The organism is Ensifer sp. SSB1 (genome assembly GCF_016652895.1).
GTDB lineage: Bacteria > Pseudomonadota > Alphaproteobacteria > Rhizobiales > Rhizobiaceae > Ensifer.
Genome location: NZ_JAEPRP010000055.1, coordinates 8,329 through 30,784 on the forward strand (window position 1 = coordinate 8,329; position 22,456 = coordinate 30,784).

Below are 22,456 nucleotides of genomic sequence, written 5' to 3' on the forward strand. Positions count from 1 at the left end.
TCGGCTGGCCGTGCCCGGTGAAGGAGCGCGGAAAGCGGATGAAAAGCGAAGGATTGGAAGGTGCCGCCTGGCCGTCCTTGTATTCTTCGTTGCGGTCGGGGAAGTTGACGCCGACGCAGATGATCTTTTCCGGTGCCGGCACCGGGATCTCGTAGCGGATCTCGTCGAGCGAAAGCTCGGCCGTCAGCCCCGCTGCTTCATCGGCAAGCCGGGCAAGGGCGCCGGCTTCGATCACCTCGCGCAGTGTCGGCCACGTCGTTCCGTACCGCTTCGAGAGGTCGATGATCCGATCGCCGGAAACGACACCGTAGCCGGTTCTTCCGCCGGCCGAAAAGGTTGCGAAACGGGGATGGTTCATGGCGCGGCTTCCGTGTTCTGCTGGTGTTTGTTCAGCGCGGCGGCGACTTCGGTGATCACCTCGAAGGCGGTGTCGGCGTCTTCCTCCGTCATGTCGAACTGGCCGGCCTGGAAGCGGATTGCGACGTGGCCGTCGACGCGGGTCTGGGTCAGGTAGATACGGCCGTCGTCATTGATCGCGTTGACCAGCGCGATGTTATGGGCGTTCGCATCGCCCTGGCTGCGATGACGGAACGAAAACAGCGACAGCATCGGCGGCGTGACGATCTCGAAATCCTTGTGGCTGCTCAGCCGCTGCGCGAGTTGCTCCGACCAGCGCACATGGTTTCGGATCATCGTCTGCAGTCCTTCGAGGCCGTGGAAGCGCAGCAGGAACCAGAGTTTCAGCGCGCGGAAACGCCGGCCGAGCGGGATCGTCCATTCGGAATAGTTGATGATGCCGTCGCGGCCGTGGGTCTTCAGGTATTCCGGCTGGATCGCCAGCGTCTTCACCAGATCATCCGGGCTGCGGATGAAATGCGCCGAGCAGTCGAACTGTGCGCCGAGCCACTTGTGCGGATTGAAGACGATCGAATCCGCCTGCTCGACGCCCGCCCAGAGCTCGCGAAACTCCTGGCAGATCATCGCGGCACCGGCCCAAGCGGCATCGACATGGACATAGAGACCGTGCGTATGGGCGACCCGCACGACCTCGGCGATGTCGTCGCAGGCGCCAGTGCTGGTGCCGCCGGTGCAGGCGATGACGCCGGCCGGCATGAGGCCCGCCGCCTTGTCCTTAAGGATCGCCGCTTCGAGTGCTTGGCAGTCCATCGCGCGTCGCGGTCCCTTCGCCGGGATGCGCACGAGGTTTTCCTCGCCGACGCCCGAGACCCAGATCGCCCGGTCGATCGAGGTGTGAACCTGGTCGGAAGAGTAAATGCGAAGCTGCGGCTGGCCGGCGAGGCCTTTCTTGTTGCCCTGCCACCCAAGTGCCTTTTCGCGCATGACAAGCACGGCCGAAAGCGTCGCCGAGGAGGCGGAATCTTGGATCACGCCGGAGAAGCCTTCAGGCAGCCCGATCGCCTGGCGCAGCCAGTCGATCACTTTTGTCTCAAGTTCGGTCGCCGCCGGTGAGGTCTGCCAGAGCATGCACTGTGCGGCCATGGCGGTGACGAGATATTCGGCAACGACGGAAACCGGGGCGGCGTTGGCTGGAAAATAGGCGAAGAAACGCGGATGCTGCCAATGGGTCATGCCGGGCAGGATGATCTTTTCGAAATCCTCGAAAATTGCTTCCATGTCCTCGCCGGTCCGCGGCGGCTGTGCCGGGATCTGGGCGGCAATGGCGCCCGGCGCCGTCTGTGCCCGCACCGGGCGGTCGCGCAGCGACGCGCGATAGTCGGCACCCCATTTCGCCGCCTTCAGCGACCATTCTCCGAAACTCTTCTGATCCACCCTGATCCTCCGTCAGCCTTAGATTTGTGCCCTGTTGCCAAACGTCACGGCGCGACGATCGGTTGCGCCTTGAGGATCGAGTCCCTCGCCTCGGCACCCGAGAAGGAACTGCCTTCCTCGAACCAGGATTTTGGTGCGGGCGCGCCCCAAAGCGTCTGGCGCTGCGGGTCCTTCAGGTCCCATTTGATCGGTTCGAGATCGGGATCGACGGTCTGGTAGTCGGAGCAATAGATCTCGATGCGGTGGCCGTCCGGATCGCGGACATAGAGGAAGAAGGCATTGGAGATGCCGTGCCGGCCCGGGCCACGCTCGATGTTGGCAAGCCAGCCGGAGGTCGACATCAGGTCGAGCAGGTCGATGATGTTGAGTGGCGTCGGCACCCAGAAGGCGGTGTGGTGCAGACGCGGCCCGCGGCCGTTGGTAAAGGCGATGTCGTGCACGCCGCCCTTGCGGTGGGTCCAGGCGGCCCAGAGACGCCCTGTCTCCTCGTCGGCGGTATATTCCGTCACGCGGAAACCGATCTCGTTGTAGAAGGCGACGGCTTCGTCGACATTGGGCGAGAAGCAGTTGAAGTGGTCGATGCGCAGCGGTTTCACGCCGCGATAGAGCGCGTATTTCTGGTGGATCGGCGGCAGGCGGTCCATCTTCGAATAGAATTCGAGCGGGATGCCCTGCGGGTCGCGGGTCCGGAAGGTGCGCGACTGATAGGGACGCTCGATCCATTCGACCGGCAGGTCCTTGGCTTTAAAGAAGTGGGCCGCCTTGTCGAGGTCCTCGTCGCCAAAGACTTTGAAGCCGAGGTCGCGCGCCTCTGCCGTCGCCGCCTTCTTCAGGATGATGCAATGGTGGCCGCGCTCCTCCATCGCTCGCAGATAGATGGTGTCCGCCGTCTCGTCGGTAACTTGCAGGCCAAGCACGTCGACATAGAAGGCGCGGGATTTGGCGAGATCGGTGACGGCGAGCTCGACGTGGCTCAGCCGCACGATGTTGAAGGGCGGGTGAAGGTTCGGTTTCGGCAAGGGCATTGATGTCTCCTCCAGATGTCTGCCAGCGCGCTCAGCCGCCGAGCTTGGCGATCGCATGCGCCGAGCTGGCAAAGGCGATGTTCTTGGTTTCCATGTAAAAATCGAACGACCAGTCGCCGCCGTCGCGGCCGATGCCCGAACTCTTGACGCCGCCGAAGGGTGTCGGCAGGTGGCGCACATTCTCCGAATTTACCCAGATCATCCCGGCTTCCAGGTGATCGGTGAAGCGGAAGGCGCGGGTCACGTCCGAGGTCCAGAGATAGCCGGTCAGGCCGTATTGTGTGTCGTTGGCAAGCGCCAAGGCTTCCGCCTCGTCCGCAAACGGGATGGCGGTCAGCACCGGCCCGAAGATTTCTTCCTGGGCGATGCGCATGCCGTTGTTGGCGCCGGTAAAGAGCGTAGGGGTCACGTAGCATCCGCCGCCCGGACCGTCGAATTTCTCGCCGCCGGCGGCCACGGTCGCACCTTCCTCGCGGCCGATGCGGATGTAATCGAGCACCTTCTTCTCATGCACGGGGTGAATGAGCGGCCCGACGACGGTTTTGGGGTCGAGCGGATGGCCGACCTTGATGCGCTTCGCCTTCTCGGCAACCAGTGCCGTGAACTGGTCGTAGATGCTGTCTTCGACCAGCATACGCGAGGAGGATGTGCACCGCTCGCCGTTCAGCGAATAGATCATGAAGACGGCGGCGTCGGCGGCGCGTTCGAGATCGGCGTCGGCAAAGACGATGACAGGGTTCTTGCCGCCAAGCTCGAAGTGGACGCGTTTGAGCGTGTCGGCGCCCTGCTTCATGATCATCGAGCCGGTGCGGCTTTCGCCGACAAAGCCGATCGCCTTGATGTCCGGGTGTTCGGTCAGCGCCCGGCCGGCATCCTCGCCGAAGCCGTTGACGAGGTTCCACACACCCTTCGGCAGACCGGCTTCCTCGGCGATCTCCACCAGCAGCCGCGCGGTCAGCGGTGAGAATTCCGCCGGCTTGTGCACGACCGTGCAGCCGGCGGCGAGCGCCGGGGCGATCTTCCAGGTCGACAGCATGAAGGGCGTGTTCCACGGGGTGATGATGCCGACGGGGCCGATCGGCACCCGAGTCGTCATGTTGATCTGGTTTTCGCCGCGCAGCACCTTGCCGTCGCGCGCCTCCGGCGACCGGTCGGCAAAGAAACGGAAGTTTTCGGCACCGCGCAGCGCCGCCTTGGCCATGAACTTCAGCGATTGTCCGGTGTCCATGCACTCGACGAAAGCGATCTCCTCGGCGCGCGCGATGATCGCGTCGGCGATTTTGTGCAGGAGTTTCTTGCGCGTCTCGCCGGGCATTGCGGCCCATCCAGCAAATGCCGCCTTGGCGGCCTTGGCGGCGCGGTCGATATCTGCCGCCTTGCCACGCGCGATCTTCGCCAGCGGCTTCAGGTCGATCGGGGAGATCGTCTCGAAGGTCTCGCCATCGAGCGAAGGGACCGCCTCGCCGTTGATGTGGTTGAGCACGCCTTCGCTTTTGAAGCGGGCAAGGTAGCGTTCCGCCTTGGCGAGGTTTTCGTTGAGCTTGGACATGGTGTTCTCCAATGCTGGCGCAGGCTGTCGCCGCGCACTGCTGCTTTTTTTTGTGGGAGGACCGCGCTCAGCCTTTGGAGGCGCGCAGCCGGGGGTGAATGGCGTTTTTCTTCCAGCTCAGCTCCGGATCTATCTCACGGATTTCGAGGCTCAGGGCGAAATGCGGTGTGGCGAAGAGCTCGGAAAGTTCATCGCTGACGGCCTCGAAAATCGCCTCGCCGGTCGCCTTCTTTTCAGCTTCCGTGCGGCCACGTCCGATGCGGAAGGACATGTCGATGAAGCCATTCTCGGGCATCAGGTCGGCGATCGCATAGTCCTGGTTGCGGATCGTGCGCACCCTGACGGCGCCGAGCTCGAAAAGGCCGGTGCCGAGGATCGTCTTGTGCACGGTCCGGCAGAGGCGGGCGAAGTCGACCTTGGTGTCGAGGTTGCCCGAATATTCCATTGTTAGATGCGGCATCTTTCCTCCCGATGCGCTCTCATATATTTAACACGTTAACGAAATTGATGACGGTGTCAAGCAGCGCGCCGTCTCCGTCCCTGCCTGCCGATTGCGGAACGAAAGAAAATGTCGGATAGAACGCCCATGAGCCGTGAAAAAACCAAGACCGATCTCGGTCCCGACGCCCTTTTGCCGCACAATACGCGCCGATCGCTGCCGATCGCGCTGCTGCGGGCGCGTGAAGCGGTCATGGCGCATTTCCGCCCGATGCTCGCCCGCCATGACATTACCGAACAGCAGTGGCGGGTGATCCGCATCCTCGCCGAAACCGGTCGGGTCGATGCGTCCGAGATGGCCGACAAGGCCTTCATCCTGGCGCCGAGCCTGACGCGCATCATCCGCTCTCTCGAGGAGCGCGGCCTGATCACCAAGCACAAGGACGCCGATGACGGCAGGCGCGTTCTGCTCGAGATCGCGCCGGAGGGCATGCGGGTGATCGCCGATGTCAGCCCGGAAAGCCGGGCGATCTACGAGGAGCTCGAAGCGCGCTACGGCCACGACCGCGTTGAAGTCCTGCTCGATATGCTCGACGAACTCGCCAGCCTCAACGACTGAGTTCTGCGACAGCGCCCCCATCATCTGAAGCCCAATTCTTCGGCAAGCGCCAGCGTCTCGTCCGCGTAGCGCAGGACGCGTTCGTGCGCGCCCGGCAGCTCCGGCCGCGCGGCGAACCAGCCGATATAGGTGAGGCTGCGAAGCACGAGAAACTGCGGCAGGCAGGAGAGCGCGTCATCCGTGAGGTTGCGCCGGCTGCGATAGCCAACGATGAGGGCGGCCTCAATCGTGTCATAGGCCGGCTCGTGCCGGTTCTTCAGAAGCGCCGTGGCGATATCGAACAGGCGAAAGCCGTAACCAGCATCGTCGAAATCGATGAAGGTCACGCCTTTTTCAGTGACGAGCACGTTTTCCCGGACCAGGTCCGCGTGTATGAGACCGAAGTCATTAGCCGGAGTCGGAAGCTTTGCAAGCTGCTGCGCGAGATCGTTCCGCAAGACTGAAAGCGCGGCGATCTGGGCCGAAGACAGGCCCTTGCAGTCCCAGAACCGGCCCCACAAGGGTTTCTCACCGAGCAGGCCGTCAGCATGCCAGGCCGGCCTGATGAAGCCGTGCGGCGCTACCCAGCGGTCCGCGAGCGTGTGCATCTCGGCCATGGAGGCGCCGAGTGTCGAAAAGATCTGGGCGAGCCTTTCGGGCGCCTGGGCTAGCGGTTTCCCACTCTCCCCCAGTGGCGCGCCTTCCATCCAGCCGATGACGTCGGCGTGCTGTGCTGCAAACGCTCCTTCTGCCGGCAGGGCAACCAGCAGGTTCCAGTCCATTGCTGCGATCGGCCGCGGCACCGAGAGCCCGCCGTCGCCGAGTGCTGCCATCCATTGCAATTCCGAGCGAAGGGCCGTTTCGCCGTGATAGCCGGCGCGGTGCAGCCGAAGGGCTGCCGGGCGGCCATCCGCGAGCCGAACGCGAAACACCGCGTTTTCCCGGTATTTCAGCAGCTCCGGCTGCTGGTCGGCGACACCCCAATGGACGAGCGCCTGACGCGCCCGATCGTCGAGCGCATCACGAAAGAGTTTGGGAAGGTCGGCGACCATCGTCGGCTCACAGACCCGAAAGTACGTCGTCGAGCATCGACAGCATGAGATCGGCATTGTCGCGGGTAAACGGCATCGGCGGCCGGATTTTCGTCGTGCATTGGTGGATGCCGAGCTTGCCCATCAGGATGCCGCGGTCGCGCATGTCGTTGATCACCCTCGTCGCGAGATCACTTGCGGGCGTTTTGGCTTCACGATCGGTGACGAGTTCGGCGCCGAAGAACAGGCCGCTGCCCCTGATGTTGCCGATCACCCCATGTTTGTCGGCAAGTCGCGTTAGACCCGACTTGGCATAGGCGCCCACGGTGGCGGCGTTCTCGATGAGCTTTTCGTCTTCGATCACGTCCAGCACGGCCATGGCGGCGGCGCAGGATACGGGGTTGCCGCCGAAGGTGTTGAAATAGCGAAATGCCTTGCGGAAGGCGTTGATTGTGTCGGCACCCGCCACCACGCCACCGATCGGATGACCGTTGCCCATCGGCTTTCCGAGCGTGACGATATTAGGCACGATGCCTGCCTTCTGATGTCCCCACATATGGCCGCCTGTGCGGCCGAAGCCCGGCTGGACTTCGTCGGCAATGATGAGGCCACCGGCCTTTCTGACGGCGGCAACGGCGCCATCGAGAAAGCCTGACGGCAAGTCCGGAAAGCCCTCATTGGCAAAGAAGGGATCGATGATCAGCGCCGAGAAGCCGTGCGGGCTCTGCTCAAGCGAGGCGATCGCCTCTTCTACCTTGGCGGTGAAGGCCGCGGCAAAGGCGGCGCCCGGCTCGTGCCCAAGCGGCCGGTAGCTGTCCGGCGCCGGCACGTGGCTCACATGGCCGCCAAAGCCGCCGACCGGCGGCATGCGGGTCGAAAGCTGCGACACGGCCGTGGTGTTGCCGTGATAGGTGTGATCGGTTGCGATCACGCCGGTTTTGCCGGTCATCGCCTGGGCCATGCGTAGCGCCACGTCGTTCGCTTCGCTGCCGGTGCAGGTGAGGATCGCCGTGTCGAGGCTTTTGTCGAAGGTGCTGGTCAGCCGTTCGACATAGTCGAGAATGCCTTCGTGCAGATAGCGCGTATGAGTGTTGAGGATCGACGCCTGCCGGGCGATCGCCTCGGTCACCCGCGGGTGGCAATGGCCGACATGCGGCACATTGTTGTAGCAGTCGAGATAGCGGCGGCCGTCGGCGTCATAGAGCCACACGCCTTCGCCGCGCACCAGATGCACCGGCTCCTCGTAGAACAGCGACATGTTGCGCCCGAGCAGCCGCTCGCGGCGCGCGATCAGGTCCCGATTGTCGGTCATGTCCTATCCTCTTGCAGCGGTCAGGCCGGTGTCCAGCGCCGAGAGGATACGGGTGACATCGCTGGCCGTGATGATCAGCGGCGGCGACAGGATGACATTGGCGCCTGACGTGCGCACCATGACGCCGGCGTCATAGGTCGCGTCCTGGACCTTCTGCACCACATCCTTCGCCGCACCGCTCTTCTTGTCGCGGTCCGAGACCAGTTCGAGCGCGCACATCAGACCCTTGCCGCGCACGTCGCCGATCAGCGCGTGCCGATCCTTGAGTGCTACGAGACCGGCCATCAGCTCCTCGCCGCGCGCACCGGCATTCGCAGCCACGTTCTGTTTGCGCGTTTCCTTCAGCGTTGCGAGCGCTGCCGCGGCACCCACCGGGTGGCCGGAATAGGTGTAGCCGTGACCGATTGATCCGGCGGCCGTCTTGTTGTTTTCGAAGACCTCGGCCACCTTGTCGGCGATCATCACGGCGCCGAAGGGATAGTAGCCGTTGGTGATCGCCTTGGCGGTCGACATGAAATCCGGCTTGACGCCAAAGAGGCGCGAGCCCGTCCAGGCGCCGGTGCGGCCGAAGGCGGTGATCACCTCGTCGGCGATGAGCAGGATGCCGTGGCGGTCGCAGATATCGCGCATCAGCGGCATGAAGGTCTCGTGCGGCACGATCACTCCGCCGGCGCCGAGCACCGGTTCCATGATCAGTGCTGCGATGGTGTCAGCGCCCTGGAAGGCGATCTCGTCTTCGAAGAGCCGGGCGATTGCCTTTGCGATGACGGCGCCATCGGTCGTGTCGAATGGGTTGCGATAGGTATAGGGCGCCGGCAGATGGAAGACGCCCGGAAGCAGTGGCTCGTAGTTGCGGCGGAAATTGGCGTTGCCGTTGACTGAGGCGCCGCCGAAATGGGTGCCGTGATAGCCCTTCTTCAGCGCAACGAACTTGGTGCGCTCCGGCTGGCCGTTGAGCTTGTGATACTGGCGGGCAAGCCTGAGGCAGGTCTCGACCGAGTCCGAACCGCCCGAGGTGAAGAAGGACCGGGTGAGGCCATCCTCGCGGAACCATTCGGCGAGCTCGTAGGAAAGCTCGATCAGCGGCGAATTGGTGGTGCCGCGGAAGGTCGAATAATAGGGCAGCACGTCGAGCTGGCGGCGGATCGCTTCCTTCACCGGTTCGCACGAATAGCCGAGATTGACGTTCCAGAGACCGCCGACGGCGTCGAGCACCTTCTTGCCATGGATATCGACGATCTCGACACCTTCGCCGGCGTTGATGATGCGAGGCGGCGTTGCCTGCATCTCGGCTGGATGCGCCATCGGGTGCCAGAGATGGCGGGCGTTGTTCTCGATGAGGAAGTTGGTTTCGCGCATGGTCATGCTCCTGTCAGTTCGAGGCCAAGCATCCGAAGTGCTCTGGCATAGCTCTCAGCGGGACGGGTGACGTCGAAATGGACGTGAGGCAGGCCGACGGCCCGCGCACCCTCGATGTTCTTCAACTGGTCATCCACGAAGACGCAGGCCTCGGGCGGCAGATTGAGCTGGCTCAGCACCAGTTCGTAGGCGCGCGGATCGGGCTTTAGGATATTCGTGTAGGTGGCGTCGACGACGGTCTCGAAAAGCTCGATCAGCGGGAACCGCTCGCGGAAGGCGACGCCGTAGAAAAGGTCGAGTTCGTTGGAGAGGATGGCGAGCCGAATCCCCGCCCTGTGGGCGGTCAGGATCGCGTCGCGTGCCTCGGGCCGCAGCACCAGTTCCGGTTCCGCCCCACGCGCCCGCTGCACGAAGGTCTTCATGTCTGCCCAGTCCTCGCCGAGCAACTGTCCCACCTCGCGGGTGCGTGTCGTCCAATAGTCCCGTTCGGTGATCTCGCGCCGCTGCATGGCGGCCCAAAGAGGATCGGTTGCGGGATCGAAAGGGCCGCGCCAGGTGAGCGTGCCCGGCGCAAGGCCGAGTGCGCGTTCGGTGACAGCGTGGGTCTCGAACAGCGTTCGGGTGACGACGCCGCCGAAGTCGAGGATCAATGCCTTATCGGTCATGCCGTTCGTCATGGCCGGCCCTCGGGCACGATGCCGCGCGCCACCCAGTCGTCGAAAATGGCGAGCGCTACCTTCGAAAATTCCGGCGCATTGATGTGGCTGTTGACCTCGTGCAGCGCGACGCCTGACGGGATCTGGCGGCGCATCTCGTCGATGAAGGCGTCGAGGGCTTCCGGCTCATGCAGCGGCTGGTCCGGCTGGTCCCATTCCTGGATGCCCCGAAGTGGCAGGATGAAGGCGACTTCGGCGCCAGTGCCGGCAAGTTTGCCGCCGATGACGCGGGCGATCTCGCGCCGCCCTTCGGCCGAGGTGGTCACTGAGCCGAGCAACCGGTTGTGAGCATGGTAAGGGCGGTCAGCGAAGACTTCGGGAACCGGCTGCCAAGCCGGGAGGTCAACCATGTCGACGGCCCCCGGCGCGACGATCTGCGGGATGCAGGAGCGTCCGGCATTTTCCAGCCGGTCCGGCCCTGACGTGACGACCGTACCGTGGTGATGGTTGCTGACCTCCTGGATGCAGAAGTCGAAGACGGCGGTGAAGCCCTTCTGCGCGGCAATGGCCTCGAAAGCGCGCCCGCCCATGCCGGTCGAATGGAAGACCGCGACGTCATAGCCGCGACGTTCGAGTTCGGGCTTGAGGTATTTCATGTATTTGAGGCAGCTCGAGCCGAGCGAGGTCATGCCGATCAGCGGCCGCGATCCATCCGGTTTGCTGCCAAAACGCGCGGCACCGACAACGGCGCCGCAGGCCTGGGAAAGCACCGAGCGGCAGATGCCATTGAGACCGTAGAGCCCGCCGGCCCAGAGGATCATCATCAGGTCGGGGGCGATGCGCTCCGGTGGAAGCAAGTGCGAATAGGCAATCGTCGAGACGATGAATTTCGGCACGCCGAGCGGCAGGGCAGCGGCAACATCGAGCGCGAGATCGGTGCCCATGGAGCCGCCGAGGATGATGACGCCATCGGCCTGACCGGCCTCATAGAGCGAGCGGGTGAGGGCGGAAGCACCTTCCGCCATCAGCGCCATGGCGCTGTGTTCGTCACCACTTTCGGCGATGGCTGTGATCGTGACCCCGGCCGCTTCGGCAATGTCGTGGCGGGAATATTCGGGCTGGTAGGGCGGGTCGCCGAGAATGCTGACATCCATCATCACAGGCAGGCCGCCGGCTTCGCGGATGACGGACGCCATGAACTGGAGTTCGTCGCATTTGGTGTCTCCCGTACCCACGACCAGGATATTGGGGAGACGGTTCATTGCATTCATCAGCCGGCCCTCCTTGCCAGCGGATCGGCAGCAACCTGCTCCAACCCGAAAAGTCTTTCGGAAATGCGTCGGGCGGCAGCCATTGCGGCACGGCCCATCTGTTCCACCGTCTCCTTGTCGGCCCGTGTTGCGGGGGCGGCGATCGCGATCGCGCCAACCGGCGTGCTGCCGGGCGCTCGGATCGGGGCGGCGACACTGACGACGCCGGTTTCGAGCCCGTGGTGGCAGATCGAGTAGCCGCGCCGGAGCGTCTCGCCGAGTGTCTGGCGCAGCGCCGCCGGGTCGGTCAGCGTGTGGTCGGTGAAGGCTTGAAGCGGCGCCGAAAGCGCCGTGTCGATGTCCTTCTGCGGGCAGAAGGCGAGAAAGCCGAGACCGGACGCCGTCGCATGGAAAGGTAGGATGCTGCCGACATCGACGATGACGCGATGGGCGCGCTGAGAATCCTCGACGTGAATGGTCGACAGGCGGCCGGCTGAGTATTCGGAGAGGTGAACGGTCTCGCCCGCAAGGCCCGCGAGTTCCCGCGCAAACGGCGTTGCGACGCTCAAGTACGGAAAGCGCGTCTCGCGGATGCGGGCCAGCCGCACCGGGGCGCCGCCAAGTCGATAGCGCCGCGTTTCCATGTCTTGCTCGACGAAGCCGTGTTTTTCCAGTTCGACGAGGAAGCGTCTGGCCGTCGCCTTGTCGAGCCCGCAGTGGCGGGCGATGTCGCTCAAGCCCGCTTCCTTCTCCAGGCGCGAGATCGCGTCGAGCAAAGTCAGGGCCTTACCGATGGTGCTCATCCATTCCTCCGTTGTCGAGCGCCCCGTCAGTCCTCTCGCCTGTTCCCTCCTAAGGAGCGGTAGGCCCGCTCTCCCGGTCACTTCGGGTCGAGATACTTAACATGCGAAATAACTTGACAGGGCCAGATGCAATTTGCAAGTCTATATTTGAAGCTGAGGTTCAAATAATGAACCGAAAGACTTGCGCGGCAAAGACAAAAAGCAAGCCCCGCGCCTCAAGTCCGCTTCAGGGAGCAGCCGCCGGAGAGAAGGACCGGAGGCGAAAAGGCGTTCGCGCCAGCAAGGGGAGCCAAGACCATGACCAATTCACCCGCGCCCGTGACCGGGGCGAACCAATTGCGCAAGAACGCCCTTGGCGTCGGCGCCGTCACCTTTCTCGTCGTTTCCGCCGCCGCACCGCTGACCGCGGTTGCCGGCGGTGTTCCACTGTCGATGATGCTCGGAAACGGTGCGGGCATTCCCGGCACCTTCCTGATCGTCACGCTGATCCTGCTTCTGTTCTCGGTCGGCTATGTCGCCATGGCGCGGCACATCCGAAACGCCGGCGCCTTTTACGCCTATACGGCGCAGGGCCTCGGCGGGCTGATGGGCGGTGCCGCCGCGATGATCGCGATCCTCGCCTATAACGCCATGCAGATCGGCGTCTTCGGCCTCTTCGGCGCGGCAACCGCCGGGCTTTTCGCCGGCTTGGGGATTGATCTGCCCTGGTGGGTCTGGACCTTCGTCGGCATCGCCGCGGTCGGCATTCTCGGCTATCGCCGCGTCGACCTTTCGGCCAAGGTGCTGACCGTCCTCGTCATCCTCGAATATCTAGTCGTGCTCGTCATCGACGTCGCGATCCTCGCCAAGGGCGGCGACGGCGGTTTGGGCACGGTCTCGTTCGCCCCCTCGGCCATCCTCTCCGGCTCGCCGTCGATCGGCATTCTCTTCTGCTTTGCCGCCTTCATCGGCTTCGAGGCGACGACGATCTACAGCGAAGAGGCCCGCGATCCGGAAAAGACCGTGCCGCGCGCGACCTACATTTCCGTGCTGATCATCGGCATCTTCTACATGTTCACCTCCTGGCTGATGGTGAACGCCGCCGGTGCCGACAAGCTGGTGCCGGAACTGCAGGGTCTTGCCGATCCGACCACTTTCCTTTTTGGCCTCGCCGAGCGCTACGCCGGTGGCTGGCTGCCGCCGCTGATGAACGTACTCTTCGTCACCAGCCTTTTCGCCGGCGTGCTGGCGTTCCACAATGGTGTCGCGCGTTATCTCTATGTCGCCGGCCGCGAACGGCTGCTGCCGGCCCCGATCGGCGTCACCCATCCGGTCTATCACAGCCCGCATGTCGGCTCGCTGATCCAGACGGTCATCGCCATTCTCGTCGTCGCGCTCTTTGCAGCGACGGGTCAGGATCCGGTGCTGGCGCTGTTCTCCTGGCTGACCAACGTCGGCACGCTTGCGGTCATGACGCTGATGGCCTTTACCGCCTTTGCCATCGTCGCCTTCTTCAGCCGCAATCCCGGACTTGAAACGAACCCGCTGGTGACCAAGGTCATTCCTGTTATCACCGGCTTGATCCTCGTTGCCGTCATCATCGCGATCGCGGCCAATTTCGGCGATCTCGCCGGCGCTACCGGCATGCTCGCCGTGTTCCTGCCGGGGCTGGTGGTGATCTTCGGGGTCATTGGGCTCTTCCTGGCGGCATCGCTGAAATCGGGCAGCCCGATCGAGTTCGCCCGCCTGGGCGCCGGCCAGGAGGTCTGATCTTTCGGGAGCATCGCTTTTGGGCATGGCGGCTCGCCGCCATGCCTGCAACAAACGGGACAGGACACCATGCAGGACAAGATCGATCAATTGCGCAACCTGCCGGTCGCGGCTCAGAAACTGTTCATCGGCGGCCGTTGGCAGGAGAGCCTCTCGGCTGAGACCCTCGACGTCGTCTCGCCGATTGACGGGACGCATCTGACGACGATTGCCGATGCGGGAGCCGGGGATGTCGATGCCGCGGTCCGGGCGGCCCGCGCCGCCTTCAAAAAGGGAAGCTGGTCGAAGGCTGCACCGGCCCAGCGCAAGAAGGTTCTCACGCGCATCGCCGAGATCATCGAGGCGCAGGCGCTGGAGCTGGCTGTCCTCGGCGTACGCGACAATGGCACCGAAATCTCGATGGCGTTGAAGGCCGAGCCCGGCAGTGCTGCCGGCACCTTCCGCTACTATGCCGAGGCACTCGACAAGGTCTATGGCGAGATCGCACCGACGGCCGAGACCATCCTCGGCCTCATTCATCGCGAGCCGATCGGCGTGGTCGCCGCGATCGTTCCCTGGAATTTCCCGCTGATGATCGGCGCCTGGAAGATCGCGCCGGCGCTTGCCGCCGGCAACTCCGTCGTGCTGAAGCCTGCCGAGGGCGCATCGCTCAGCCTGCTGAGGCTCGCTGAGATCTGCGCCGAGGCCGGTTTGCCCGAAGGCGTGTTGAATGTCGTCACCGGCCGCGGCGCGACGACGGGCGAAGCGATCGGGCTGCATGGCGATATCGATGTTCTCGCCTTCACCGGTTCTGGCGGCGTCGGCCGCCGGCTGCTCGAATACTCCGCGCGCTCGAACCTGAAGCGCGTCTACCTCGAACTCGGCGGCAAGTCGCCGAACATCGTCTTTGCCGACGCGCCGGACCTCGATCAGGCCGCGCGCATTTCCGCCTATGGCATCTTCCGCAATTCCGGCCAGGTCTGCGTCGCCGGCTCCAGGCTTCTGGTCGAGCGCTCGATCCACGAAGCCTTCTCGGAGAAGGTGGCGGCGATTGCGGCGGGCCTGAAGATCGGTGACCCGCTGCTTCTTTCGACCGAGGCCGGCGCCGTCTCCAGCGATGTGCAACTGCAGAAGAACCTCGAATTCGTCCGCGAGGCCGAAGGCGAAGGCGCGCGCCTGCTTTGGGGCGGCAAACGTATCCTTGAGGAGACCGGCGGCTATTACATGCAGCCGACCGTCTTCGACGTTCAGCCGGAGATGAAGCTGGCGAAGGAAGAGGTCTTTGGCCCCGTGCTCGCGGTCATTCCGTTCGACGACGAGGCGGACGCGCTCCGGATCGCGAACGCGACCGACTACGGTTTGGCGTCGGCCGTCTGGACGGCAAACCTGTCACGCGCACACCGCATGGTGCGCGGCATCCGCGCCGGCGTCGTGCACGTCAACACCTATGGCGGTGCCGACAATACGGTGCCGCTAGGCGGCGTCAGGCAGTCCGGCAATGGGCATGACAAGTCGCTGCTCGCGCTCGACAAATACACCGATCTGAAAACGGCCTGGATTCAGTTCTGACCAAGCGAGCAAAGCGGCATCGACGTTGGTGAGCCGGCTATTCCACCGTCGCCCGCAAGGCCCGGATGATCTCCTCGGCGAACATCGCGGCGGCGAGGCCGTGGCCGCGCCTTTCCCGCTGCACCAGCGAAAGCACGTTCTTCGCAAAGGTCCGGTCGCGGATCTGCAGGTATGTCAGCACACCGTTGCGCTGTTCCTCGGTGATATCGAACTTGCTGAGGAAGGCGATGCCGTCACCGGCCGCGGCCAGGAACTTCATCGCCTCGATGGAGTTGGTGAGATAGCTCGGCTCGACCGTCAGCCCGGCCTGAGCAAAGGCGTCGGCGACGATGCCATGAATCTGCATCGACTTGTCCGCAAAGATCAGCGGGTATGGCTGACAGTAGGCGAGCGGCAATGATTCCATGCCGGCGAGCGGATGTTCCGGAGCAACGACCGCCCCGAGGCGGGTGTCCATCTTCCAGAGTGTCTCGACCTGCGGCGTCGGCGGGAGACTGAAGGCAAAGCCGAGGTCGGCCTCGCCGTCGGCCACCGCCTGAACGATCTCGCGCGCAAACATCACACGGATCGTGATCTTGAGACGCGGGTGGCGGGCTCCGAAGATCGCAGCGACCTTCGGCACGATGCCGCCGGCAAGGCCGTTCATGGTGGCGATGATCACCTCGCCGCTCTGCAGCGCCTTGATGTCGCGGATCTCGGCTTCGACCTGGCTATATTCCTTCATCGTCCGGCGCACATGCGCAACAAGGATTTCGCCGGCCGGCGTCAGCCTGAGGCCGCGCGGCAGCCGCTCGAACAGCGGTTCGCCGATATCCTCCTCAAGCTGCAGCACGTGCTTGTTGATGGCCGAGGCAGCAACGTTCAGCCGTTCGCTCGCCCCGCGGATCGAGCCTGAGCGCGCCACTTCGTCGATATAGCGCAGCACACGTGAATGCAGCATGGTCTTCCCCGGATTGAGCGTTCTCGAAAAGCGAACAATACGAGCAGAAAATACTGCTTTTCGGAAGCGGTGCAATGACTTCTTATGGTTGGCGAGGGGCGCGCTGCCGGCACCGCACCCGCTGAGTATGGCGGGTTATCGGCAGGCGCCGACGACTATGAAAGTGGAGGATTATTCGTGAACCAGACTGAAGCCGCGCATTACGAAAAGGTGCGCGCCATCTTCGATATCCTGAACGGCGAGGGGGAAGCGGATCTTCTCCTGAAGAACCTGAACATCCTCGATGTCCACGGCGAGACCGTCTACCAGGGATCCATTCTTGTCTATGACAAGCGCATCGTCGCGCTCAATCCGGACGAGACCGTCTTGAAGGTCAGGCAAGTCTTCGATGGCAAGGGTCTTTACGCGATCCCTGGCCTGATCGACGCGCATATCCATTTCGAATCCCAGCTCGCGCATCCGACGGCACTCGCCGAGGCGATGGTGCCCTGCGGCACGACGACGATCTATGCCGAATGCCTGGATCTGCTCAGCGCCGCTGGCAAGGAAGGCATTGAAGCCGCCGAGAAACTCTTCAAGGACTACGATCAACTGCCCTACCGGCTCTATGCTTTCGCGCCGGGCAAGAAGACGGCGGCATCGGTGACGGAAGCCGTGCTCAACATGGAACCGGTGATCGGCCTCGGGGAATTCGAACACTTCACCTACAGCTCCGGCAACGACGACGATTTCCGCAAGGCGGCCTGGGTTCGCGCCAAGGGCGGCTTCATGAACGGCCACTGGGGCGTCACCGCGCTTTCGGACATGATCCTCAACTACCTGCCGGCAATCGGCGTTTCCAACAATCACGACGTCTGGAATGAGAAGGACATCGAGAAGAGCATCCGCTACGGTTTTCCGACCCACATCAAGTTTGGGGTCGGCAGCAGCGAGGTGATCAAGGTGCTCTTGCGCGCCATCGTCGACCGCAAATGGCCGACGGACAATTTCATGCTCTGCACCGACAACATCTCGATCGAGCGCCTGCTGACCATGGGCCACATGGACTGGATCATTTCGCTCTCAGCCGAGATGGGCATCAACCCGATCCATGCGATCAAGATGGCGACCTACAACACAGCCCGTTCGTTCCACATGGAAGACAGAATCGGCTCGCTGACGCCCGGCCGCTTTGCCGATATCGTGCTCACCGACAGCCTGTCGAAGATCAATCCGCTCTACGTGTTCAAGGATGGCGAACTGGTCGCGAAGGACCGCAAGCTCCTGAAGAACGCCGACATCGACTATTCCGGCATGTGCAAGGACGGCGTTACAGGTCTTGCCGATCTGACGCCTGAGCAACTGGACATCGTGCCCCTGGAGGTGTCGGAAGACGGCACGCAGGCCAAGGTCTATCTGTTCGACGTCTACGGTCGCGGCCACGCCAAATTCTACCAGGAAATCTGGGTTCCGCTGATGGATGGCAAGGTCGTTGCCGAGCACGAGGGCAAAAAGCTGAGCCGGCTGTCGGTCGTCCAGCGTTATGCCGACGGCAAGCGCCATGTGGTGAACGGGCTGTTCAAGGGCGTGCATGTCGATCGCGGCGCGGTCGCGACCTTCTGGCCGGCGCCGAAGCCCTATTTCGTCGTCGTCGGTCAGGACAGCGCTGAAATGTGCCATTGCCTCAAGCGGGTCGATACCCATGCCGGCGCCTGCATCGTCACCGAGGAGAAGGTGGCGAAGGCCGTCATGCCGCTCGAGATCTATGGCGTCATGGCAAACATGAGCGTCGAGGAACTGACGGCCAGCGCCGCGGCGATCGACGCAGCGCTCGAGGCTCTCGGCAACCGCAACGAAGGCGAACCGGTGGTCAACAAGCTGCTCAGCCTGTTCATCTCGTTGCACCGGTTCCGCTTCATGGCCTAGAGCCGTTCAGAAAAAGCAGACGGACGCTTCGGCGTCCGTCCACCAGGAAAGTGGCATGCTGTCGCGACAAAGGGCGGGCATGCCGAGGGATTAAAAAGCGCATCGCTGAGGGGGCGATGGGCAGGCGGGGCAACAAACCCGCATCGTTTCGAGGGAGGAAACAATGGCACACAATGCGGCGGAAGCCGAAATCGTCGATACCGGTAGCCTGACGCGGCGCTGGATCATGTATGTCGTCGGCATCTACGTGCTGACCTTTGGCGTCAGCCTGGCGATCCGGGCCGGCATCGGCATTTCACCCCAGAGCAGCCTGACGCGGACCATGACGCTGGTCTATCCGCCCTTCAGCCAGGGCACCTATAACTTCATGCTCGAACTGATCATGCTGTTCCTGACCTATCTGGTCCTGCCCAAGGACTTCAAGCTCAAGAACTTCGCGTCGCTGATCCCGGCTTTCGTGCTGGCGGTCTTCCTGGATTTCAACCTGGGCATCACCGAGTTCATCAAGCTCGAAGCCTATCCAGTCCGGGTGGCATTGCTGGTCTTTGCAGATGCGGCGCTCGCCTTCGGCCTGTTCCTGATGATCCGCGCTAATCTCGTGCTGATGCCGATCGACATGTTCGTCAACACGATCTTCAAGCGCACCGGCTGGAAGTGGGGCAACATCAAGACCGGCTTCGACTGCACGCTGCTGGTGCTCTCCGCCTGTATCGGCCTGCTCTTCCTCGCCGAGGTCAAGTTCATCCGCGAAGGTACGATCCTGAACGCCATTCTCGTCGGTCAGTACATCAAGCTCTACTTCTTCCTGTTCAAGAAGTTCCAGGGCAAGCCTGCATCATCGCCGAAGGGCCTGGAGGCGGCCGCGGAATAGCATCCCGCAATAATGCGAGAAGGGGCGCCTAACCGGCGCCCCTTCATCATGTGTCGTGATGGATGCCCATGGGCGAACAGGCCTATCCGAAAGCGAGTTCGAGGTTCTGCCGGTCCCGCGCCACCACCTGGCACTTGGTTTCGAAACCATCACCCGCAACGACCAAGACGAGTTCGGGCGGTATGCCGGCGGAATTCGAAACCGTAACCGCGGCGCCATCGGCGCCCAGCGACCGGATGGTGCAGTCGATCCGCGAATGCCTGTCATCGAAGAGGATGGTGCCGGCCTTCAGTACGCGCTGCCGCGGGCCGAGCGGATAGCCGGCTTCGAGACTGCTCCATTCGACGCAGCGGTTTCGCCCTCCGGCCTTGGCGAGATACATCGCCGCGTCCGCTTGGGCGAGCAATGTGCCGATATCCCTGCTCTTGAGCGATAGCGCCGCCGTGCCGAAGCTTGCGGTGACAGCGAGCTGACCAAACTCACCGTGGATCGTTTGCGCGGCAATGGCCGCCCGCAGCTTTTCCGCTGCCGCCAGCGCGCCTGTCGCGTCGACATGCGGCAGCATGATGGCGAATTCCTCGCCGCCGAGTCGTCCGAAGAGGTCGCTTGCCCGCAGTTTGGACTGGCAGATCGAGGCAACGGCCTTCAAGACGTCGTCCCCGGCCGCATGCCCGTGCGTATCGTTGACCCGCTTGAAATGGTCGACGTCGAGGACGATGCAGGACACGTCGTGTTGGTGCCGTATGGCGAGCGAGACCAGCTTGTCCGCCTCCTCGCGGAAGGCCCGTCGCGTCAGCGTTCCCGTCAGCCCATCGGTCGCGGCCGACCGGAGCAGATCGATCCGGTCCATCGCCACGCCTGCCAGTTCCGTCAGGATCGTCAGATCCTTGCCCGTGAAGTGTCTCGGCGCGCGGTCGATCGCGCACACGGTTCCGACCGTGTGTCCGTCCTTGGTCTTGAGCGGGACGCCCGCGTAGAACCGGATATGTTCCGGACCGGTCACGGCCGGATGCTGTGAAAAGCGCGGGTCCGTCGTGGCGTCGTTGACGACCAGGGGTTCGTCGGAGGCGACGACATATCGGCAGAACGTATCTTTGCGCGGAACCTCGTCGGCCGAAAGTCCGGAGCAGGCCTTGTACCATTGGCGATGCGCATCGATGAGGGAGACGATGCCGATCTCGATGGCGAAGACCTGCTTGATCAGCCGCACGACCCGTTCAAGACCTTCATCCCTGGGCGTGTCGAGAATGTCGAGGTGTCCAAGGGCGGCGAGGCGATCGAATTCCCTGCCTTTAGCGTCCGCCGTCGGCCGTCCGGCTGGCTCAGCAACCACCATTCCGTTTTCCTTTCTCACTGCGCGTCAGGCAAATAGACGCGTTTTACGGAAAAAACAAAAGGCGCTGAACAGCAAGTGGATGTGGATTGCGTCGGCTCTGTGGCGAAAGCCGACATTGTGAGACCGAGTTTGGCGGATCCCCCCGCCTTTTCTTAGCCGCCGAAACTTCCGAGCTGGGTCGGCACGTGCACATAGTTGCGGTCGAAGTAGAGCAGCGCATTGCCGTCGCTGCGCGAGCGGATGCCCACAACCCGGCCGATCAGGATGTGATGCGTTCCCAAGAGCCGCGCCTCGGAGAGTTCGCAGTCGAGCGAGACGATCGCATCCTTGACCGCAAAGCTGCCGGAGGTCATTTCCACCCATTCCGCTGCCGCATAGCGGGCCGCCATGTCTTGCGTCGCGCCGGCGAAATGGCCGGCGAGGTCCCGGTGGTCGTGGCTGAGCACATTGACGCAGAAGCGCCTGTTGTCGATGAACAACCCGCATTGGGCGGAATTCCGGTTCATGCAGACAAGCAGCGTCGGCGGCTCGTCGGTCACCGAGCACATGGCGGTGGCGGTGAACCCGCCGCGTCCGGCGGGTCCGTTTGTCGTGATGACGTTGACCGGTGCGCAGACCCGCGCCATCGCATTGCGAAACTCGGTCTTTGAAACGAGCGGTTCCATGGCCAGCCTCACTCGGCTGCTCTGCGAAGGGTGGCGCTGTCGTCGAGTGGCGGTAGCCAGGTGTTGCCGGTCCAGCCGTTCTCGTCATAGTCGGCCATGCACTGGTCGACGAGCGCTTCCATTTCCTTCAGCCGTCCGCCGCGCTCGGCGCCCTTCAGCACCTGCAGCCGCACCTCTTCGGGAGCGCCGGCATAATTGAGCTCGTAAAGCGCGTGCCGCCCGCCGAATTCGGTGCCGGTCGCATCCCAGAGCAGCTTCATGATCTTGATGCGCTCGATATGGCCCATGTCGTTGGAGCCGCGGACATATTGCGCCAGGTAACGATCGATCTCGGGATTGCCGAAATCACGCGCCGAAGACGGCAGGTAGATCAGGCCAGACGCGATCACCCTGCGGATCGTCTCGATCACGCGCGGATAGGCCTCCGACATGAAGGTGCGGTAGGAAAGGGCGGCTTCCAGATTGGGGAGCACCGCGCCGTCGGCCCAGGGAATGGGATTGTGGGCCATGGCGTTGGAGAAGCTCCAGAACATGTGACGGAGCGCGATGACCTCGCCAAGTGCTGCCTGGTTGCCACGGAACGCATCGCCGCCGGTCGCCCTCAAGGCCTTGGCGAGCAGGCCGGCGAGGAAATCGAGCTTCACCGCAAAGCGAGTGCAGCCCTGGAAGCAGTAGCCGTGCATGAAGCCGGAGGCCGGGTGGAAGGAGAGGATCTTGGCGGCATCGCGCAGCACCAGCACATCCTCCCAGGGCACGAAGACGTTGTCGAGCACCAGGATCGCGTCATTCTCGTCGAAGCGCGACGACAGCGGGTAGTCGAAGGGATGGCCGACGGTGTTGGCGGTCTGCTCGTAGGAGACGCGGCAGAACATCTTGATGCCCGGCGCGTTCATCGGAACGATGAACATGACCGAGAGCGAGGGATCCTCCGTCACTGTCGCCGAGCTTTGCGCCAGGAAATTATAGTGCGTCAACGCCGAGGAGGTTGCCACCACCTTGGCGCCGGAAACGTAGATGCCGGCGTCGGTTTCCTTGGTGATGTGGACGAACACGTCCTTGACTGCATCCGCCGGTTTGTGGCGGTCGATCGGCGGATTGACGATCGCGTGGTTCATGAACAACGCGGCTTCCTGGGCGCGTTTATGCCAGGCAAGCGCATTGTCCTTGAACGGGCCGTACCAGTTGGCATTGGCGCCGAGCGTGTTCATCAGCGCCGCCTTGTAATCGGCGGTGCGGCCCATCCAGCCATAGGACATGCGCGCCCATTCGGCGATCGCGCCCTGCTGTGCGGCAAGATCGGAGGAAGAGCGGGCGACGCGGAAATACTTGTGAGTGTAGCCACCGGAACCGGTGTCGGTCGGCGATGTCAGGATGTCCTTCTTCGCCGGATCGTGCAGCGCGTCGTAGAGCCGTGCCAGCGACCGGGCGGAGTTGCGCATCGCCGGGTGGCTGGTGACGTCGTGCACGCGCTCGCCGTTGATATAGACCTCGCGGCCGTCGCGCAGGCTCTCCAGATATTCGGCGCCGGTGAAGGGCCGCGTCCTGTCGGCGCGGAAATCCTCTGCTCTCATTTTCTCCTCCCTTGAGTTTCGTCAAGGCTAGGCGTTGAAATCGTCAGCCGCCATGGACA

19 protein-coding genes and 1 pseudogene are annotated in these 22,456 nt (G+C 63.3%); 5 read left to right on the forward strand and 15 right to left on the reverse strand.

The window, feature by feature from the left end; translation table 11 throughout:
- The 5 genes and pseudogenes from I8N66_RS15600 to I8N66_RS15620 form a co-directional block, all read right to left on the reverse strand.
- Positions 1-358, reverse strand: a pseudogene (locus tag I8N66_RS15600) (2-hydroxyhepta-2,4-diene-1,7-dioate isomerase); the annotation flags it as partial.
- Positions 355-1,791: a pyridoxal-dependent decarboxylase gene (locus I8N66_RS15605; protein ID WP_291154991.1), complete on the reverse strand. Its 1,437-nt coding sequence runs from the start codon at positions 1,789-1,791 to the stop codon at positions 355-357. The gene I8N66_RS15605 and the pseudogene I8N66_RS15600, both read right to left, overlap by 4 nt.
- A gap of 44 nt (positions 1,792-1,835) precedes the next feature.
- Complete coding sequence (gene hpaD, locus I8N66_RS15610) at positions 1,836-2,816, reverse strand: 3,4-dihydroxyphenylacetate 2,3-dioxygenase (protein ID WP_291154993.1); 981 nt, start codon at positions 2,814-2,816, stop codon at positions 1,836-1,838.
- Between the two features lie 31 nt (positions 2,817-2,847).
- On the reverse strand, positions 2,848-4,365 hold the full coding sequence (gene hpaE / locus I8N66_RS15615; RefSeq protein ID WP_291154995.1) for a 5-carboxymethyl-2-hydroxymuconate semialdehyde dehydrogenase: 1,518 nt from the start codon (positions 4,363-4,365) through the stop codon (positions 2,848-2,850).
- A gap of 67 nt (positions 4,366-4,432) precedes the next feature.
- Positions 4,433-4,825, reverse strand: a complete 393-nt coding sequence (locus I8N66_RS15620; protein WP_291154997.1) for a 5-carboxymethyl-2-hydroxymuconate Delta-isomerase — start codon at positions 4,823-4,825, stop codon at positions 4,433-4,435.
- Between the two features lie 108 nt (positions 4,826-4,933).
- On the opposite strand from I8N66_RS15620, the gene hpaR reads away from it, so the two are divergent.
- Complete coding sequence (gene hpaR, locus I8N66_RS15625; RefSeq protein ID WP_291154999.1) at positions 4,934-5,422, forward strand: homoprotocatechuate degradation operon regulator HpaR; 489 nt, start codon at positions 4,934-4,936, stop codon at positions 5,420-5,422.
- A gap of 20 nt (positions 5,423-5,442) precedes the next feature.
- On the opposite strand, the gene I8N66_RS15630 is transcribed toward hpaR, so the two are convergent.
- The 6 genes from I8N66_RS15630 to I8N66_RS15655 are packed head-to-tail and all read right to left on the reverse strand — an operon-like array spanning position 5,443 to position 11,812.
- Positions 5,443-6,453 carry a phosphotransferase gene (locus I8N66_RS15630; RefSeq protein WP_291155001.1) on the reverse strand — a complete coding sequence of 337 codons (1,011 nt, stop codon included), beginning with the start codon at positions 6,451-6,453 and terminating at the stop codon, positions 5,443-5,445.
- A gap of 7 nt (positions 6,454-6,460) precedes the next feature.
- A complete protein-coding gene (locus tag I8N66_RS15635; protein WP_291155003.1) occupies positions 6,461-7,744 on the reverse strand; it encodes an aspartate aminotransferase family protein in 1,284 nt (427 codons plus the stop codon).
- A gap of 3 nt (positions 7,745-7,747) precedes the next feature.
- Positions 7,748-9,103 (reverse strand): aspartate aminotransferase family protein, encoded by a 1,356-nt coding sequence (locus I8N66_RS15640; RefSeq protein ID WP_291155005.1) that lies wholly within the window; start codon positions 9,101-9,103, stop codon positions 7,748-7,750.
- A 2-nt stretch (positions 9,104-9,105) separates the two neighbouring features.
- Positions 9,106-9,768, reverse strand: a complete 663-nt coding sequence (locus I8N66_RS15645; protein ID WP_291155007.1) for an HAD-IA family hydrolase — start codon at positions 9,766-9,768, stop codon at positions 9,106-9,108.
- 8 nt (positions 9,769-9,776) lie between these two features.
- Positions 9,777-11,030 (reverse strand): Tm-1-like ATP-binding domain-containing protein, encoded by a 1,254-nt coding sequence (locus I8N66_RS15650; protein ID WP_291155009.1) that lies wholly within the window; start codon positions 11,028-11,030, stop codon positions 9,777-9,779.
- Complete coding sequence (locus I8N66_RS15655; RefSeq protein WP_291155010.1) at positions 11,030-11,812, reverse strand: IclR family transcriptional regulator; 783 nt, start codon at positions 11,810-11,812, stop codon at positions 11,030-11,032. The genes I8N66_RS15650 and I8N66_RS15655 overlap by 1 nt, the downstream gene beginning before the upstream one ends.
- A gap of 297 nt (positions 11,813-12,109) precedes the next feature.
- Between I8N66_RS15655 and I8N66_RS15660 the strand changes: the two genes are divergently transcribed.
- Positions 12,110-13,561, forward strand: a complete 1,452-nt coding sequence (locus I8N66_RS15660; RefSeq protein WP_291155011.1) for an APC family permease — start codon at positions 12,110-12,112, stop codon at positions 13,559-13,561.
- A gap of 69 nt (positions 13,562-13,630) precedes the next feature.
- Entirely contained in the window at positions 13,631-15,109 is a 1,479-nt protein-coding gene (locus I8N66_RS15665) for an aldehyde dehydrogenase (RefSeq protein WP_291155013.1), read from the forward strand.
- 37 nt (positions 15,110-15,146) lie between these two features.
- Here I8N66_RS15665 and I8N66_RS15670 read toward each other — a convergent pair whose 3' ends face one another.
- Positions 15,147-16,049, reverse strand: coding sequence for a LysR family transcriptional regulator (locus I8N66_RS15670; protein WP_291155014.1), 903 nt, complete (start codon positions 16,047-16,049; stop codon positions 15,147-15,149).
- Between the two features lie 177 nt (positions 16,050-16,226).
- Between I8N66_RS15670 and I8N66_RS15675 the strand changes: the two genes are divergently transcribed.
- The gene (locus I8N66_RS15675; RefSeq protein ID WP_291155015.1) at positions 16,227-17,954 is read left to right on the forward strand and encodes an amidohydrolase family protein; all 1,728 of its coding nucleotides are present in this window, start codon (positions 16,227-16,229) and stop codon (positions 17,952-17,954) included.
- Between the two features lie 163 nt (positions 17,955-18,117).
- Positions 18,118-18,825, forward strand: coding sequence for a DUF6198 family protein (locus I8N66_RS15680; RefSeq protein WP_291155016.1), 708 nt, complete (start codon positions 18,118-18,120; stop codon positions 18,823-18,825).
- Between the two features lie 82 nt (positions 18,826-18,907).
- On the opposite strand, the gene I8N66_RS15685 is transcribed toward I8N66_RS15680, so the two are convergent.
- The 3 genes from I8N66_RS15685 to I8N66_RS15695 form a co-directional block, all read right to left on the reverse strand.
- Entirely contained in the window at positions 18,908-20,161 is a 1,254-nt protein-coding gene (locus I8N66_RS15685; RefSeq protein ID WP_291155019.1) for a sensor domain-containing diguanylate cyclase, read from the reverse strand.
- A gap of 152 nt (positions 20,162-20,313) precedes the next feature.
- The gene (locus I8N66_RS15690) at positions 20,314-20,826 is read right to left on the reverse strand and encodes a flavin reductase (protein ID WP_291155021.1); all 513 of its coding nucleotides are present in this window, start codon (positions 20,824-20,826) and stop codon (positions 20,314-20,316) included.
- Between the two features lie 8 nt (positions 20,827-20,834).
- Complete coding sequence (locus I8N66_RS15695; RefSeq protein ID WP_291155022.1) at positions 20,835-22,397, reverse strand: 4-hydroxyphenylacetate 3-hydroxylase N-terminal domain-containing protein; 1,563 nt, start codon at positions 22,395-22,397, stop codon at positions 20,835-20,837.
- Positions 22,398-22,456: the final 59 nt, after the last annotated feature.